Genomic DNA, 14,980 nt, shown 5'->3' on the forward strand with positions numbered 1-14,980 from the left:
TGTCAGCGCCGACCGTAGGTGAGCGGCGCATTGCGAGCGCCATTGGAGGTCAGGATCGCGAGTCGCTGGCTGGTATAATCCGCCAGCACATTGGTGCGCACGCGCGCCGCTTCGATCAGCGGCAGGAGCCGGTTGAGCCGTTCGACCACATCGGGTTCGGAACGCCAGGCGCCGATCGCACGGGCGGCGGCCGCCGCCGTGCTGACCCTGGTGCTGGCAGCTTCGATCGCGGCCGCATCATTGCCGTCCAGCGCAGCGCGCAGGTCGTCAAATGCGGCGAAGAGACCATCCAGTGCAGCAAGGCCGAGGGGCATGAAGGAATGTCCTGTTTAGGCGGGAAGATCGAGCGCCATCATCCGGTCGGCGATCACCGACGGGTTGACGGGGTAATTGCCCGAAGCGATCGCAGCCTTGATGGCGGCGATGCGGTCCATGTCGACAGGCGCGCCTTCGGCCGCCATGCGCGCCGCCGGGCTGGCCGACGTCGATGCCGACGCGGTGGTGCCGGTCGATCCGGTTGCCGATGCGGCGCGGGTCTTGCCCCCTTCGCGCAAGCGGTTTGCCTCGATTGCCGAACTGATGCTCTGGCCGACTGAGTTGATCATTGGTTCATTCCTTCACTCGTCCCTTGAACGCTATAACGGACAAGTTCAAAAATTATTAAATCCCGGAATGCGCACTACGCCCATGTCCACGATCTGGGCAAGTACAGGCGATGACTTCTTGTCTTCGCGCACGCGAATCGTCTCGCCAATTGCGCCATCTTCATCGGCGATCATCATGCGCGAGACGCTGAAACTGGCATTGCCGGCCATGAGCTGAACCGGATCGCCGCGTTTGACGACCGATTCCTTGACGACCGGCCGCGCGGCCGGGGCATAGCGACCGACCGGGCCGGAGGCAGCTGCGGCGGCGCCCGCGACCAGCGGCACGCGGATACGCCAGCCTAGTGCATCGCACTTGACCATGGCGGCACCAAAGATCGGCCCCTCGACGCTGGGCGTGGTCGGGCAGGCTGCGAGGCGGAGGCGACGATCGACCGGCGCCAGCGGACCACCGGGTTCGCCCATATTCGCGCCGACGGTCATCGCGACCAGGCTGTCGATGCGATCCAGATTCTCGAACTTCTGCTGCGCCAGCGCGGGCTGCGCAGCGGCGCAGGCCAGGGCGATGGCGAGGAACTGAACGGGTCTGGTCACGGCGCTTCTCCGAAAATGCGGACTTTCGCCATGATTAAAAGCAACAAACGTGCCAGTTGAGGCTCAGGGCTTCACGGTCTCGCCCGGCGCGATGCGGATCACCTGCCCCTGCCCGTCGGCGCTGTCCGCCTGATCCAGGCCGCGGATGAGCAGGCGATCGCCCCCTATGCCCTGCGCCTTGAGCGCGCGCGCCACGGCGCCAAGCCGCGCTGCCGCCAGATCCCAATCGTCGAAACGCTGTCGCGCCCGGTCCTGCCCCTGGCTGCGCAGTTCGATGATGCGATCATCCTGCATATAGGGCCGCACCGCCGCGCGCAGGCGTATCTGCCCCTGCGGCGTCAGCATCGCTTCGCCCGGCGCAAACAGCTCTGCCGCGCGCAGTTCGATCGCGGTGCGGGCGGGACGGCCGCCAAATTGGCGACTGACCTCGGCCAGCATCGCATCGCGGCGCTGGCTGCCGGTCGCCTGGAGCAGCACGAAGAAGCCGAGCAACAGCATCAGCAGATCGGCAAAGCTGACGGCCCAGCGATTGCGCCGGGCCGCCGTTGCTGCCGATGGGATTGCAGGCGCGGTCATGCGACTTCGCGGATCGATGCGCGGCGCAGCGGCGCATTTTCGCGCCGTGCAATCGCCAGCATGCGGGCCACCGCCTCCTGCTGCCAGGCAAGTTCCTGTTCGGACAGGGTCGCCAGCCGCGCGGCGATCGGCGCGGCGAGCAGATTGGCGATAACCACGCCATAAAGGGTTGTGAGCAGCGCAAGCGCCATGGAAGGGCCAAGCGCGGACGGATCATCCATCGCCGCGAACATGCCAACCAGCCCGATGATCGTGCCGGCCATGCCCAGCGCCGGCGCCGCATCGGCGACCGACAGCCAGACATTGCGCACGCTGGCGTGGCGCTGGGCGCGATCGGCCAGCGCCTGCGACGCCCAGGTTTCGAATTGTTCGACGCGATCGCAATTGGCAAGGCGACGCGCGGCATCGACCATGAAGCCGCTGTCGCTCTTCACCCGGTCGATGCACATCAGGCCGCGCAACTGGGCCACCTGGTCGATCTGGAGCAGGGCCGTGCGCGCCGCATCCCGGTCGCGCAGCGGATCGGCGCGCAGCAAAGGTCGCAACGCCACGCAGGCCCGGCCGACCGCCTGAACGCCATTCTGCGCCAGCGCCACGACCGCAACGCCACCCAGCATTGCGGCGAGCGTGAGCGGATCGAACAGATGCGCTAAAATCCCGATCATCCCACCTTCCGTTCCGCCATGCTGACCGGGCGGCAAAAGATTGCCGCCACCCGGCAAATTTTTGCCGCCCTTGCCGCCCGATGCCGCGAAAGCCCGGATTTCCGGCAGTTTGCCGCGCCATCCTGCGTCACCCACGCAAATTGGCACGGTCCTTGCGGATATCCGGCTGGATCGCTCGCATCGAACGCCATCAGGCAGGAGAACGGCGGGACGATCGAAAGCTTTAGGCCCGAAAGGGCAAAAAGGGACTGACGGGAAATGTCGCTGGAAGACGGTTTGTTCGGGATCCACGGAAAGGCGCTGGCGCTTCGCTCGCAGCGTCTGTCCCTGCTCGCGTCCAACATCGCGAACGCTTCGACCCCCAATTACAAGGCGCGCGACATCGATTTCGATGCCGCGCTCAAGGAAGCGACGGCCCAGAGCGACCGCGGCCCGACCGATGTCGGCCAGGCTGTGGACGATGCCATGGGCTATCGCGTGCCGTTGCAGCCCAGCCTTGACGGCAACACCGTCGAACTGAGCACCGAACAGACCCTGTTTGCGGAAAATGCGGTGAAATATCGCACCACCCTCTCCTTCCTGGAGGGCCGCATCAACACCATCAACCGCGCGCTGAAGGGAGAATGAGCATGAGCGGTTCAGGCCCCATGAATGTGTTCGACATTGCCGGCCGCGCCATGAGCGCGCAACTGGTGCGTCTGAACGCCACCGCATCGAACATGGCCAATGCCGGCAATGTCACCGGCAGCGCCGCCGAAGCCTATCGCGCGATCAAGCCGGTTTTCCAGTCGGTTACGGACAGCCCCGGCGTGTCGACGGTCAAGGTCGCCAATGTCGTGACCACCAATGCGGAACCGACCAAGCGCCACGACCCCAATCATCCGCTGGCCGATGCCAATGGCGATGTCTGGGAATCTGCGGTCGATAGCAATGCGGAGATGGTCGACATGATCGAGACCGCCCGCATGTACCAGAATAATGTGCAGGTGCTCAACACCGCCAAATCCCTGATGCTCGAAACCATAAGGATCGGCAAATGACGACGACGTCTACCGTCACCGATAGCGCAGGCCTCTCGGTCTACAACCCGAATGCCAATGTCGGCACGGGCAGCGCAACCATGGATCAGTCGAGCTTCCTGACGTTGCTGACCGCACAGATGCAGTATCAGGATCCGTTCGAACCGGTCGACAATACCGAGATGGTGTCGCAGATGGCGACCATCACCCAGTCGACCGGCATTGCCGAAATGAACCAGTCGCTGAAGTCCCTGGCCTCGGAACTGAGCGGCACGCGGCTTGGCGATGCGGCCAGCTGGATCGGCAAGTCGATGCTGGTCCAGAGCAATGTCGCGGTGCCCGATTCCAGCGGCTATTATGCCGGCCAGATTACGCTGAGCGGCGCCAGCGATGCTGTCAGCGTCGACCTGGTCGATGGCGACGGCAATGTCGTCAAGTCGATCGACCTGGGCGCGCAGAGCGCCGGCGAAGTCGCCTTCTACTGGGACGGCAAGGATGATGCGGGCGAGACCGTTTCCTCCTCCGCCCTGCAGGTCAAGGTCAATGGCGGCACCACCAGCCAGGTCGCGACCTGGGCCACCATCGCCGCCGTCCAGTCACCCGCCGACGGTTCCTCCTCCAAACTGATCACCGCGCTCGGCAGCTATGCGCCGACCGACGCGATCAGCCTGATGTAATTTCACCCATCCTTTTCACCCAAGGAGCTACGCCATGTCCTTCTATGTTTCGCTTTCCGGCCTCAAGGGCGCACAGGCCGACCTGTCCGCCGTCTCGAACAACGTCGCCAACGTGAACTCGACCGCCTTCAAGAAGAGCAAGGCCCAGTTCGGCGACATCTTCGCCGCTGCGCCGATGCAGACCACCCACCAGGTCGCCGGCCAGGGCGTGCGCGTGCAGGGCATCACCCAGCAGTTCACCCAGGGCACGATCGAAACCACCGACAAGACGCTGGATATGGCGATCTCGGGCGAAGGCTTCTTCACCGTGAAGGGCGAAGACGGCACCATCAGCTATACCCGCAACGGCGCCTTCTCGGTCGACAATGACCGCTATGCCGTCGACACCACCGGTTCGCGCATCCAGGTGTTCGCGGTCGACCCCGACACCGGCGAGATCACCACCCCGCCGACCAATTCGACGACGCCCAACGACCTGACCGACCTGCAGATCCCGACCACCTACAAGGGCGAGGCCGATGGCGCGCAGCTGACCAGCGTGGGCGTGGGCAAGGACGGCCTGGTGTCGGCCATCTATGCCGACGGTTCGACCGTCTATCTGGGCCAGGTCGCGATGGCGTCGTTCAACAGCCTGGAAGGGCTGCGCCAGCAGGGCGACGCGCACTGGACCTCGACCGTGGAAAGCGGCAGCGCGATCATCGGCACGCCCAACCAGGGCATGTTCGGCGCCGTCAACTCGGGCTCGCTGGAACGTTCCAACGTCGACATCACCGACGAACTGGTCCAGCTGATCGCTGCCCAGCGCAACTTCCAGGCGAACTCGAAGGCGATCGAGGCGGCCAACACGCTGACCACCACCATCGTCAACATCCGTAGCTAAGGCTTAGGGTAGAAGGGGTAGCCCATGGACCGGCTCGTCAACACGGCACTGACCGCGATGCGCGGTGCGATGGCCCGCCAGGCGTCGATCGCGAACAATCTCGCGAACGCCAACACGGTCGGCTTTCGTGCCGAAATCGCCAATGCCGAGACGCGCTGGATCAAGGGCGATACCTTCGATACCCGAGCCCAGGCATCCGAACAGGTGATCGCCGCCGACATGGCGCAGGGGGCGGTCACCGAAACCGGCAATCCGCTGGACGTGGCAATGAACGGCGACGCACTGCTCGCCGTTCAGGCCCCGGACGGACAGGAAGCCTATACGCGCCGTGGCGACCTGAAGGTCAATGACAGCGGCCTGCTGACCACCGGCGACGGCCTGGCCGTGCTGGGCCAGGGCGGTCCGATCACCCTGCCCCAGATGGACAGCGTGTCGATCGCCCAGGATGGCAGCATCTGGGGCGTGCCCCAGGGCGGCGATCCGGCCAATCCGCAGCAGGTCGACAAGCTGAAGCTGGTCAATGCCGCCGGTTCCAGCATCGCCAAGGGCACCGACGGGCTGTTCCGCGAAGTGAATGGCGGCGCCCTGCCCGAAGATCCGATCGCGACCGTCACATCGGGATCGCTGGAAGGATCGAACGTCAACGCGACCGCCGCGCTGGTCCAGATGATCGAGGCCAGCCGCGCGTGGGAAACCCAGATCAAGATGATCGACACCGCCAAGCAGATGGACGACGGCGGCGCATCGCTCATGAAACTGGATGGTTAATTTTGGCACGCATCTTGCTGTGAACGACGCATGAGCATCCCTTCGGGGAGCCGCACGGAGATTGAACGATGACCAACGCCGCCCTTCATGTCGCCCGCACCGGCCTTGACGCGCAGAACACGAAGATGCGCGTGATCGCCAACAACCTGGCGAACGTCAACACGACCGGCTTCAAGAAGGACCGGGCCGACTTCGAGACGCTGGCCTATCAGCAGATCGTCGCCGCCGGCGCCAACAGCGACAGCCAGAACAAGTTCGCCACCGGCCTCAATCTGGGTTCGGGCGTCTCGTTGCAGGGCACCAGCAAGATCAACACACAGGGCACGTTGCAGGAAACCGGCAATGCGCTGGACATGGCGATCGAGGGATCGGGCTATTTCCAGGTGCAGCAGGCCGACGGTTCGACCGCCTATACCCGCGCCGGCAATTTCAGCGTCACCGCCGAAGGCACCGTCGTCACCAGCGACGGCCTGCCGCTGATCCCGCAGATCACCGTGCCGCAGGGCGCGACGTCGGTCACCGTCGGCAATGACGGCACCGTGTCGGCGACGCTGCAGGGTGAGAGCGAACCGACCCAGCTGGGCCAGATCGAACTGGCGAGCTTCATGAACCCGGCAGGGCTTCAGTCGATCGGCGGCAACCTGCTGGTCGAAACCGCCGCCAGCGGCACGCCGCAGGTCGGCACCGCAGGCCTGGAAGGCCGCGGCCTCATCCGCTCGGGCAATCTGGAAACCTCGAACGTCAACATCGTCGAGGAACTGGTCGACATGATCGAGACCCAGCGGGCCTATGAGGTCAATTCCAAGATGATCAAGGCGACGGACGAAATGCTCCAGTACGCCAACCAGAATATGTGAGCTGACTGATGCGCGCGCTCTCCACTTCGCTCGTCGCCCTCGCCATGGTCTCCATGGCCGCGTCGCCCGCCTTCGCTGCCAAGAAGAAGCGCGAGGTCGAGCGCGAATATTATGCGCCGACCGTCATCGCCCAGCCGCAGGCCCCGCAGGCCAATGGATCGATCTTCCAGGTGTCGACCGGCTACACGCCGCTGACCAGCGGCGCGCGTGCCGGCAATGTCGGCGACATCATCACCATCGTGCTGGTCGAACGGACCCAGGCGACCAAGAGCAACAGCGCGGACACCAACCGCAGCGGCTCGATCGGCCTCAACCCGCCGACCACCGGCCCGCTGTCCAAGCTCTTCTCGTCCAGCGACATCGCTATGGGTGGCAACAACACGTTCACCGGCAAGGGCGCGGCGACCCAGTCGAACGCGCTGAACGGCGAGATCACCGTGACGGTTGCGGCCGCCTATCCCAACGGCACCATGCTGGTGAAGGGCGAGAAGGCGCTGACGCTCAATCGCGGCGACGAGTTCATCCAGATCAGCGGCCTGGTCCGCCAGGCCGATATCGGCCCGGACAACCGCATCCTGTCGACCCGCGTGGCCGACGCCAAGATCATCTATACCGGCAAGGGCGAAATCGCCCGCGCCAGCCGCCAGGGCTGGCTGCAGCGCTTCTTCTCGATGATCAGCCCCTTCTGATGGAGACCCGGACCGCCATGACACGCCTGTTCCGCTTCCTCCTGCCGCTGCTGGCGCTGATCGCCGCGCCGGCCCATGCCGAACGCGTCAAGGATCTGGGCACCTTCCAGGGCGTCCGTCCCAACCAGCTGACCGGCTATGGCATCGTCGTGGGCCTGGCCGGCACCGGCGACGACAGCATCGAATATACGGTGCAGGGCATGAAGGGCGTGGTCTCGCGCTTTGGCCTGACCCTGCCTGCCGGCGTCAACCCGGCGCTCAAGAACGCCGCCGCCGTGCTGGTGACGGCCGACCTGCCCGCCTTTTCCAAGCCCGGCCAGCGGCTGGACGTCACCGTGTCGGCGATGGGCAAGGCCAAGTCGTTGCGTGGCGGCACGCTGATCATGACGCCGCTGCGCGGCGCCGATAACGAAATCTATGCGATGGCGCAGGGCAATCTGGCCGTTGGCGGCCTGGGCGTGTCCGGTGCCGATGGCAGCCAGGTGTCAGTGAACATCCCGTCGGCCGGCCGCATCCCGGAAGGGGCGACGGTCGAGCGTGCGGTTGCCACCGGCTTCGACACCGCGCCGACCCTGACCTTCAACCTGTCCGAAGCCGACCTGACCACCGCGCTGCGCGTGGCCGACGGCATCAACAAGACCTTCGGCGATCGCCGCGCCCGCGCGATGGATGCCGTGTCGGTCGCGATCGACGCGACGCCGGGTGCCGAGGAACGCATCCTGATGATGGGCATGATCGAGAATATCGAGATCACGCCCGCCGATGCCCCGGCCCGCGTGATCGTCAACGCGCGCACCGGCACCGTCGTCATCAACGGCGCGGTGAAGATCCATCCGGCCGCCGTCGCCCATGGCAAATTGACCGTCAGCGTCAATGAAAGCCCGCGCGTGGTCCAGCCCGCGCCCTTCAGCCAGGGCCAGACCGCCGTCGAGCAATCGTCGAACATCAGCATCGACGAACAGAAAAAACCGATGGTCAATTTTAAAGGTGGGGCGTCGCTGGCCGATATAGTCAAGGCGGTCAACGCCATCGGGGCATCCCCGGCGGACATGGTCGCGATCCTTGAGGCGCTGAAACAGGCGGGCGCGATGAAAGCGGAACTGGTGGTGTTGTGATGCAGGTATCGAACGCAACCGCGGCGAGCGGCACGTCCAACCCCTTCGAGACCAAGGCTGCGCTGCAGAAGGCGGCGCAGCAGTTCGAAGCAGTGTTCCTGCGCCAGATGATCGGCGCGATGCGATCGGCCAGCCTGGCCGAGGGCATCACCGATTCGAGCGCGACCCAGCAATTCCAGGACATGGCCGATGCGCGCACCGCCGACGCCATGTCGACCAAGGGCGCGATGGGCATCGCCGAACTGCTGATGCACCAGTTCGGCGCCCGCGTGAAGGACGACAGCCCGGCCCAGACCGGCAGCACGGCCGCGACCGGCACGGCAACCACGGCTAAGGGCGCATGAGCGACCTGTTCATCATCGGTGCGTCGGGCACCAAGGCCTATCGCACGGCGATGGCCGCCATTTCCGAGAATATCGCCAATGCCAGCACCGACGGCTATGCCCGCCGGTCGGTGACGACGGTGGAATCGGGATCGTCGACCGCGACCATGGCGACCTATGTCGCCAAGGCGAATTTCGGCGGCACCCAGGTCGCCAGCATCAATCGCGGCACCGACCCCTATCTGGATGCGTCGGTGCGCATCACCGCCATGGCGCTGGGCAGCGCGAACGCGCGCGTCCGCTGGCAGACCGACATCGAAACCGCGCTCAATGACACCGCCACCGGCGTCGGCCAGTTGATGACGACGATGTACCAGAATCTGGACAAGCTGGCAGCGAGTCCCAGCGACACGTCGCTGCGCGTCACCACGCTGGACAGCATCGGCCGCGTCGCCGAATCCTTCCGCCAGACCGCCGCCGATCTGGAAACCATATCGACCGGCATCAATACCGAGGCGCAGGCGTCGGCCCAGACGATCAACCAGCAATTGTCGTCGCTGGCCGCGATCAACAACAGCCTGCTGCGCGCGCAGCCGGGCACGTCGGCCTATGCCCAGTTGCTCGACAGCCGCGATTCCGCGCTGCAGACGCTGTCTTCCAACCTGAATGTGACGATCAGCTTCGGCGCGCATGACAGCGCCGAAGTCAGCTATAACGGCACCACTTTGGTGTCGGGCGATACCGCCGCGTCGGTCGCGGTGACCGCGTCCGCCACCGATGGGCGCCTGTCGCTGGCCCTGTCCGACGGCACGGCACTTGCCGCCCCGTCCAACGGCACGCTGGGCGGTCTGTTCGCATCGGCCGACACCACCGCCGAACGCCGTGCCAGCCTCGACACGCTGGCCGAACAGTTCGCCACCGACGTCAATGCCTGGCATGCGCAGGGCTATACCGATACCGGCGCCAGCGGCGTGCCGCTGCTGTCCTATGGCGGCAGCGCCGCGACGCTGGTCGCGCTGGACGTGGAGCCGGACGCGCTCGCGACCAAGTCGGCCGACGGCACGCTGAACGGCAATCTGCTGACGGTGTCATCGACCCTGCGCGGCAGCGGCAGCGTCGAACAGGGCTGGACGACCCTGATCACCAGCAACGCCAATCTGCTGACTGCCAGCACGGCGGAAAAGACCACGGCCCAGAGCCGCAGCGACCAGGCGGTCGCCGCGCGCGAAGCGGTGAGCGGGGTCGATCTCGACATGGAGGCGGCAGACCTGCTGCGGATCCAGCAGGCCTATTCGGGCTGCGCCAAGATCCTGCAGGTCGCCAAGGACACGGTCGATTCGATCCTGCAGATCATGTGACGGAAGGACGCTGAGACATGGTAGGTATCACCAACAAGATCATGCTCGCCGAGATCCGTCGGCAACAGCAATTGTCGCAGAGCATCGTCGACGGGCAGACCTCGATTTCGACCGGCATCACCCTGAACAAGCCGTCGGACGACGCGCTTGCCTGGGTCCAGGTGTCCGACATCGGCCGCGCCCAGGCGCAGCAGTCGGCCTGGCAGACCAATGTCAGCTATGGCACGACCCGCGCCGGCAATGCCGAAGCCAATCTGGAAGAAATCAACAATCTGATGACGCGGGCGCAGGAACTGGTGACGTCGGCGCGCAATGGCGCGTTGAACGACACCAGCGCCGCCGCCATCGCCGAGGAATTGAAGACGATCCGCACCACGGTCGGCGAATTGCTGAACCAGAAGGATTATCAGGGCGTGTCGGTGTTCGACGACGGCCAGAGCGTGCTGGTGCCGGTGAGCCGCGGCCTCAACCTGGCAGTGGTCGGCACCAAGCAGGAAATTTCCGAGAATATCGACGTCAACGGCACATCGATGTCGCTGGACGATATCTTGGGCAAGGCGATCGACGCGGTCGAGGGCGGCAATGACACCGACCTCGCCAGCTCGCTGGATGCGATCCAGATCGGCCAGAACCGGGTCGTGGTGGAGCGCGCCAAGCAAGGCGTGCGCGCCGACCGGCTGGATGTGATCGGCACGCGGCTGACCGATGTCGACATCAACCTGTCGGAACGGCGCGACACGCTGGAATCGGCCGATCTGACCACGGTCATTTCGAACGTGAAGGCGCAGCTGCTGCAGCTGGAGGCGGCCCAGTCCGCCTTTGCGCGGATCAACCAGCAGACCTTGTTCGACCTGATCAGTTAAAGGCGGCGAAAAAGCGTCGCCGTCCTAAAGGGGACGGTAACCAGTCCGTATTAACCAGAAAGGGACTGGCGCCACGGGGCGCCGACGGAGCCACCGCCTCCAGGCGCATTTTCGGGGATCAACATGTTTGCAGTCATCGGCCTTGTCGTGCTTTTGGGCATGGTCTTCGGTGGGTTCATCTTCACCGGGGGCGACATCGGACCGGTGCTGCACGCCCTGCCCCACGAAATGATCATCATCGGCGGCGCCGCCGTCGGCGCGCTGATCATCGGCAATTCGGGTTCCGACCTGAAGGCGCTGGGCGGCGGCCTGGGCAAGGTGTTCAAGGGACCGCAGTACAAGAAGCAGGACTTCCTGGACTGCATCTTCCTGGTCAGCAAGCTGATGAAGACGCTGCGCGTCGAAGGCCCGGTGGCGCTGGAGCCGCATATCGAAGATCCGGGCACATCGCCCATCTTCGGCGAATATCCCAAGCTGATGAAGGACAAGACGCTGATCCACCTGATCAGCGACACGCTGCGCCTGGTCGTGGTGTCGTCCGGCACGCTCGATCCCCACGCGGTCGAGGAAGTGATGGATAACAGCCTCAAGACCCATCATCATGAAGCGCTCAAGCCCGCCGACAATCTCCAGGGCCTGGCCGACGCTCTCCCGGCCCTCGGCATCGTCGCCGCGGTGCTGGGCGTGGTGAAGACCATGGGCTCGATCGACCAGCCGCCTTCGGTGCTGGGTGCGATGATCGGCTCGGCGCTGGTCGGCACCTTCCTGGGCGTGCTGCTCGCCTATGGCATGGTCAATCCCTTCGCCAATCGCTGCCGCGCGGTGATCGAGCAGGACGGCGCCATCTATCATGTCGTCAAGCAGATCATCATCGCCTCGCTGCACGGCCATCCGCAGCCGCTGGTGATCGAGGCCGCCCGTTCCAGCCTGATCCATGCGAACCAGCCCGGCTTTGCCGAAGTGTTCGACGGCATGCGGAACAAATAAGCCATGGCGGAGAAGAAGCGCGGCGCGAACGAGCCCGAACCCCGGCCGATCATCGTCAAGAAGATCATCGTCGAAGGGCATGGCGGCCATCATGGCGGCGCCTGGAAGGTGGCCTATGCCGACTTCGTGACGGCGATGATGGCCTTCTTCCTGCTGATGTGGCTGCTGGGTGCGACCACCGAAAAGCAGCGCAAGGCGCTGGCCGACTATTTCACCCCGACGCTGGTCGAGCTGAAGATGAATTCGGCGGGGTCCACCGGGATGTTCGGCGGCGACAGCCTGATGGCGAAGGAAAATTACCCGACCACCGGCGGTCAGGGCAACCTGGCCATCACCATCCCGCGCGACGCCACCGGCACCAAGGACCAGGGCGGCAAGGCATTGCGCGCGGCCGACCGGCAGAAGTTCGAGAATATCAAGAAGCAGCTTGAGGAGCGCATGTCCAAGAAGGGCCTGGCCCGGCTGCGCAAGAATGTCCGCTTCACCGAAACCCGCGAAGGGCTGCGCATCGACCTGATCGACGAAGCGGATTTCGCGATGTTCCGGTCGGGCACCGACCAGTTGCTGCCCGAAGCCAAGGCGTTGATCGCCGAGGTCGCGGACGCACTGGCGACCATGCCCAACCCGCTGATCGTGCGCGGCCATACCGATGGCCTGCCCTATGCGTCGGGCCGGAGCATGAACAACTGGATGCTGTCGTCGGCCCGTGCGGAATCGACCCGCAAGGCGCTCGCCGAAACCGGCATTCCCAATGCCCGCTTCGCCCGGATCGAGGGGGTCGCCGATCGCGAGCCGTTCGTGAAGACCGACGCCTATGATCCGCGCAACCGGCGCATGTCGGTCATCCTGGGCTGGACCCGTGGTGGCAATGCCTCGGCCGACGAGGATGACGCGCAGGATCCCGAAACCCAGGCGGCGATCAAGGAGCGGGACGATCCGCAGCGGGTCGCGCGGGAACAGGCGCAGAAGCTGGACATGGGCGGCACCGGCCTGCCCAGCGGCGCGGCACTGATCAACCCGACGGCGGCCGGGACATCGTCCAAGCCGGGCAAGCATTGAGGCAGACAGTCGGGGCGGCAAAATAGGAAATCGCTGCCTTAACTTCCCATATTTCCCGCATATTCGGCAATTTTGATGCAGGGGTTGGAAATCTTGTTTCCAACCCCTGCTTCGTCATGTCCGCCCGCAATTCCATCGCGACGCAGCATAAGCCATGATGCGCCAATAGGACAGGCCGGGGTCGGCTCACCCCCGTAGGGACACGGCCTGCCCCTTTGTTGCACCTTTTTGCGGGCGATTGCCTATATGGGCTCCTCCTCGCTTGATGCCCCATGCGGCGTCGCAACGTTCCAAGGCCCTGATTATTGGCCGACATTGCCTGTCCGATGGCTGTGAGGCGCGCCCCGCGTGCCCGCCTGGACGGGCCGGGAGATTACTGTGTCCACATCTGCCGCGCATGCCGCGCGCCACACCCATTTCGGCTGGTTCAAGCGCCGCCGCGACCTGGAAGTCGATGATGTCACCGTCGTCGACCGGTCCCTGCTGAACCGCGCCGTCGGCGCGGCAGCGCTCGGCAATGCGATGGAATGGTTCGATTTCGGCGTTTACGGCTATATCGCGGTTACGCTCGGCCATGTCTTTTTCCCGTCGAGCGATCCGGCGCTGCAATTGATCGCGACCTTCGCCACCTTCACCGTCGCCTTCCTGGCCCGGCCGCTGGGCGGACTGGTGTTCGGGCCGCTGGGCGATCGCTATGGCCGGCACAAGATATTGGCGATGACCATGATCCTGATGGCGGTCGGCACCTTTTCCATCGGCCTCATCCCCTCCTATGCGCAGATCGGCATCGGCGCACCGCTGATGCTGCTGGCCGCGCGGCTGGTGCAGGGTTTTTCGACCGGCGGCGAATATGGCGGCGCGGCAACCTTCATCGCGGAATATTCGACCGACCGGAAGCGCGGCCTGATGGGCAGCTGGCTGGAGTTCGGGACGCTGGGCGGCTATATCGCCGGCGCCGGCACCGTCACCGCCCTGCAGATGTCGCTGAGCGAGACGCAGATGCTCGACTGGGGCTGGCGCATTCCCTTCCTGGTCGCCGGGCCGCTGGGCCTGCTCGGCCTCTATATGCGGCTGAAGCTGGAGGAGACGCCGGCATTCCAGGCCTATAGCGAACAGATCGATGCGCGCGAAAGCGAGCGGCCGGGGCTGGGAACCCTGTTCCGCGTCCACTGGCGACAGCTGCTGAAGTGCGTCGGGCTGGTGCTGGTGTTTAACGTCACCGACTATATGTTGCTGACCTACATGCCCAATTATCTCAGCGTGACCATGGGCTATGCCGAGACCAAGGGGCTGCTGCTGATCATCATCGTGATGCTGGTGATGATGCCGCTCAATGTCGTGGGCGGGCTGTTCAGCGACCGGCTGGGCCGGCGGCCGATGATCATCGGCGCCTGCGTCGCGCTGATGCTGTTGTCGGTGCCGTGCATGCTGCTGATCGGCACGGGCAATGACGCGCTGATCTTTCTGGGGCTGATGCTGCTGGGGATTGCGCTGGTCTGCTTCACCAGTTCCATGCCCTCCACCCTGCCCGCGCTCTTCTATACGCCGGTGCGCTACAGCGCGCTGTCGATCGCGTTCAACATCTCGGTCTCGCTGTTCGGCGGCACGACGCCGCTGATCACCGCCTGGCTGGTGCAGAAGACCGGCGATCCGCTGGTGCCGGCCTATTATCTGATGGGGGCGGCGCTGATCGGCCTGCTGACCATGCTGACGGTGCGCGAGACGGCGGGCATGCCGCTGCGCGGATCGCCGCCGGCGGTGGCGAATGAAGCCGAGGCGATCGCGCTGGTCGAAAGCGGCGAACCGGTGACAGTGGACAAGGCGCTGCCCGACCTGCCGCCGGTCGCGCCGGTCGCAGTCGAGACGCCGGCGATAATCCGGCCGCTGGCGAGCTAGGGCCAGCGCTTTTCCGACGCTGCGCCATCGGGCCTGTGCCCCTCCACCA

19 protein-coding genes are annotated in these 14,980 nt (G+C 65.0%); 14 read left to right on the top strand and 5 right to left on the bottom strand.

Going from position 1 to position 14,980, the window contains the following annotated elements:
* Positions 1-2: 2 nt before the first annotated feature.
* The 5 genes from CG471_RS07675 to CG471_RS07695 form a co-directional block, all read right to left on the bottom strand.
* On the bottom strand, positions 3-314 hold the full coding sequence (locus tag CG471_RS07675) for a hypothetical protein (RefSeq protein WP_004208200.1): 312 nt from the start codon (positions 312-314) through the stop codon (positions 3-5).
* A 15-nt stretch (positions 315-329) separates the two neighbouring features.
* On the bottom strand, positions 330-605 hold the full coding sequence (gene flgM, locus CG471_RS07680) for a flagellar biosynthesis anti-sigma factor FlgM (RefSeq protein ID WP_004208201.1): 276 nt from the start codon (positions 603-605) through the stop codon (positions 330-332).
* Between the two features lie 45 nt (positions 606-650).
* Positions 651-1,199: a flagella basal body P-ring formation protein FlgA gene (locus CG471_RS07685; protein ID WP_037517563.1), complete on the bottom strand. Its 549-nt coding sequence runs from the start codon at positions 1,197-1,199 to the stop codon at positions 651-653.
* Between the two features lie 63 nt (positions 1,200-1,262).
* The gene (locus tag CG471_RS07690) at positions 1,263-1,775 is read right to left on the bottom strand and encodes a flagellar motor protein MotB (RefSeq protein WP_037507670.1); all 513 of its coding nucleotides are present in this window, start codon (positions 1,773-1,775) and stop codon (positions 1,263-1,265) included.
* Positions 1,772-2,440: a motility protein A gene (locus CG471_RS07695; protein WP_004208204.1), complete on the bottom strand. Its 669-nt coding sequence runs from the start codon at positions 2,438-2,440 to the stop codon at positions 1,772-1,774. The genes CG471_RS07690 and CG471_RS07695 overlap by 4 nt, the downstream gene beginning before the upstream one ends.
* Before the next feature lie 258 nt (positions 2,441-2,698).
* On the opposite strand from CG471_RS07695, the gene flgB reads away from it, so the two are divergent.
* The 14 genes from flgB (at position 2,699) to proP (ending at position 14,931) form a co-directional block, all read left to right on the top strand.
* Positions 2,699-3,067 (top strand): flagellar basal body rod protein FlgB, encoded by a 369-nt coding sequence (gene flgB, locus CG471_RS07700; RefSeq protein ID WP_037517559.1) that lies wholly within the window; start codon positions 2,699-2,701, stop codon positions 3,065-3,067.
* A 2-nt stretch (positions 3,068-3,069) separates the two neighbouring features.
* Positions 3,070-3,480 (top strand): flagellar basal body rod protein FlgC, encoded by a 411-nt coding sequence (gene flgC / locus CG471_RS07705; protein ID WP_004208206.1) that lies wholly within the window; start codon positions 3,070-3,072, stop codon positions 3,478-3,480.
* A complete protein-coding gene (locus CG471_RS07710) occupies positions 3,477-4,136 on the top strand; it encodes a flagellar hook assembly protein FlgD (RefSeq protein ID WP_004208207.1) in 660 nt (219 codons plus the stop codon). Before flgC ends, CG471_RS07710 begins: the two co-directional genes overlap by 4 nt.
* Before the next feature lie 34 nt (positions 4,137-4,170).
* Entirely contained in the window at positions 4,171-5,016 is an 846-nt protein-coding gene (locus CG471_RS07715) for a flagellar hook-basal body complex protein (protein WP_004208208.1), read from the top strand.
* Between the two features lie 24 nt (positions 5,017-5,040).
* Positions 5,041-5,784: a flagellar basal body rod protein FlgF gene (locus tag CG471_RS07720; RefSeq protein ID WP_004208209.1), complete on the top strand. Its 744-nt coding sequence runs from the start codon at positions 5,041-5,043 to the stop codon at positions 5,782-5,784.
* Between the two features lie 68 nt (positions 5,785-5,852).
* Positions 5,853-6,641: a flagellar basal-body rod protein FlgG gene (flgG, locus tag CG471_RS07725; RefSeq protein WP_010338863.1), complete on the top strand. Its 789-nt coding sequence runs from the start codon at positions 5,853-5,855 to the stop codon at positions 6,639-6,641.
* Between the two features lie 8 nt (positions 6,642-6,649).
* Complete coding sequence (locus CG471_RS07730) at positions 6,650-7,330, top strand: flagellar basal body L-ring protein FlgH (protein WP_004208211.1); 681 nt, start codon at positions 6,650-6,652, stop codon at positions 7,328-7,330.
* Positions 7,330-8,445 (top strand): flagellar basal body P-ring protein FlgI, encoded by a 1,116-nt coding sequence (locus CG471_RS07735; protein WP_004208212.1) that lies wholly within the window; start codon positions 7,330-7,332, stop codon positions 8,443-8,445. The genes CG471_RS07730 and CG471_RS07735 overlap by 1 nt, the downstream gene beginning before the upstream one ends.
* The gene (locus tag CG471_RS07740) at positions 8,445-8,789 is read left to right on the top strand and encodes a rod-binding protein (protein ID WP_099231450.1); all 345 of its coding nucleotides are present in this window, start codon (positions 8,445-8,447) and stop codon (positions 8,787-8,789) included. The genes CG471_RS07735 and CG471_RS07740 overlap by 1 nt, the downstream gene beginning before the upstream one ends.
* Positions 8,786-10,126, top strand: coding sequence for a flagellar hook-associated protein FlgK (gene flgK / locus CG471_RS07745; protein WP_010338866.1), 1,341 nt, complete (start codon positions 8,786-8,788; stop codon positions 10,124-10,126). Before CG471_RS07740 ends, flgK begins: the two co-directional genes overlap by 4 nt.
* Positions 10,127-10,143: 17 nt before the next feature.
* Positions 10,144-10,989 (top strand): flagellin, encoded by an 846-nt coding sequence (locus CG471_RS07750; protein ID WP_004208215.1) that lies wholly within the window; start codon positions 10,144-10,146, stop codon positions 10,987-10,989.
* 123 nt (positions 10,990-11,112) lie between these two features.
* Positions 11,113-11,976 (top strand): flagellar motor stator protein MotA, encoded by an 864-nt coding sequence (gene motA, locus CG471_RS07755; RefSeq protein ID WP_072893715.1) that lies wholly within the window; start codon positions 11,113-11,115, stop codon positions 11,974-11,976.
* A gap of 3 nt (positions 11,977-11,979) precedes the next feature.
* Positions 11,980-13,035: a flagellar motor protein MotB gene (locus CG471_RS07760; protein WP_004208217.1), complete on the top strand. Its 1,056-nt coding sequence runs from the start codon at positions 11,980-11,982 to the stop codon at positions 13,033-13,035.
* 348 nt (positions 13,036-13,383) lie between these two features.
* The gene (gene proP, locus CG471_RS07765; RefSeq protein WP_218964240.1) at positions 13,384-14,931 is read left to right on the top strand and encodes a glycine betaine/L-proline transporter ProP; all 1,548 of its coding nucleotides are present in this window, start codon (positions 13,384-13,386) and stop codon (positions 14,929-14,931) included.
* Positions 14,932-14,980: the final 49 nt, after the last annotated feature.

Origin of the sequence: Sphingobium sp. IP1, from assembly GCF_002708645.1 — a bacterium.
GTDB classification, from domain to species: domain Bacteria; phylum Pseudomonadota; class Alphaproteobacteria; order Sphingomonadales; family Sphingomonadaceae; genus Sphingobium; species Sphingobium yanoikuyae.

What these genes read in the sequence shown, in the direction of transcription:
- CG471_RS07735 (WP_004208212.1), top strand. Translation starts at nt 7,330, where the DNA reads ATGGAGACCCGGACCGCCATGACACGCCTGTTCCGCTTCCTCCTGCCG.
- CG471_RS07720 (WP_004208209.1), top strand. Translation starts at nt 5,041, where the DNA reads ATGGACCGGCTCGTCAACACGGCACTGACCGCGATGCGCGGTGCGATG.
- flgC (WP_004208206.1), top strand. Translation starts at nt 3,070, where the DNA reads ATGAGCGGTTCAGGCCCCATGAATGTGTTCGACATTGCCGGCCGCGCC.
- CG471_RS07750 (WP_004208215.1), top strand. Translation starts at nt 10,144, where the DNA reads ATGGTAGGTATCACCAACAAGATCATGCTCGCCGAGATCCGTCGGCAA.
- flgM (WP_004208201.1), bottom strand. Translation starts at nt 605, where the DNA reads ATGATCAACTCAGTCGGCCAGAGCATCAGTTCGGCAATCGAGGCAAAC.
- flgG (WP_010338863.1), top strand. Translation starts at nt 5,853, where the DNA reads ATGACCAACGCCGCCCTTCATGTCGCCCGCACCGGCCTTGACGCGCAG.
- CG471_RS07710 (WP_004208207.1), top strand. Translation starts at nt 3,477, where the DNA reads ATGACGACGACGTCTACCGTCACCGATAGCGCAGGCCTCTCGGTCTAC.
- CG471_RS07695 (WP_004208204.1), bottom strand. Translation starts at nt 2,440, where the DNA reads ATGATCGGGATTTTAGCGCATCTGTTCGATCCGCTCACGCTCGCCGCA.
- motA (WP_072893715.1), top strand. Translation starts at nt 11,113, where the DNA reads ATGTTTGCAGTCATCGGCCTTGTCGTGCTTTTGGGCATGGTCTTCGGT.
- flgK (WP_010338866.1), top strand. Translation starts at nt 8,786, where the DNA reads ATGAGCGACCTGTTCATCATCGGTGCGTCGGGCACCAAGGCCTATCGC.
- CG471_RS07740 (WP_099231450.1), top strand. Translation starts at nt 8,445, where the DNA reads ATGCAGGTATCGAACGCAACCGCGGCGAGCGGCACGTCCAACCCCTTC.
- CG471_RS07690 (WP_037507670.1), bottom strand. Translation starts at nt 1,775, where the DNA reads ATGACCGCGCCTGCAATCCCATCGGCAGCAACGGCGGCCCGGCGCAAT.
- CG471_RS07760 (WP_004208217.1), top strand. Translation starts at nt 11,980, where the DNA reads ATGGCGGAGAAGAAGCGCGGCGCGAACGAGCCCGAACCCCGGCCGATC.
- CG471_RS07730 (WP_004208211.1), top strand. Translation starts at nt 6,650, where the DNA reads ATGCGCGCGCTCTCCACTTCGCTCGTCGCCCTCGCCATGGTCTCCATG.
- CG471_RS07715 (WP_004208208.1), top strand. Translation starts at nt 4,171, where the DNA reads ATGTCCTTCTATGTTTCGCTTTCCGGCCTCAAGGGCGCACAGGCCGAC.
- flgB (WP_037517559.1), top strand. Translation starts at nt 2,699, where the DNA reads ATGTCGCTGGAAGACGGTTTGTTCGGGATCCACGGAAAGGCGCTGGCG.
- CG471_RS07675 (WP_004208200.1), bottom strand. Translation starts at nt 314, where the DNA reads ATGCCCCTCGGCCTTGCTGCACTGGATGGTCTCTTCGCCGCATTTGAC.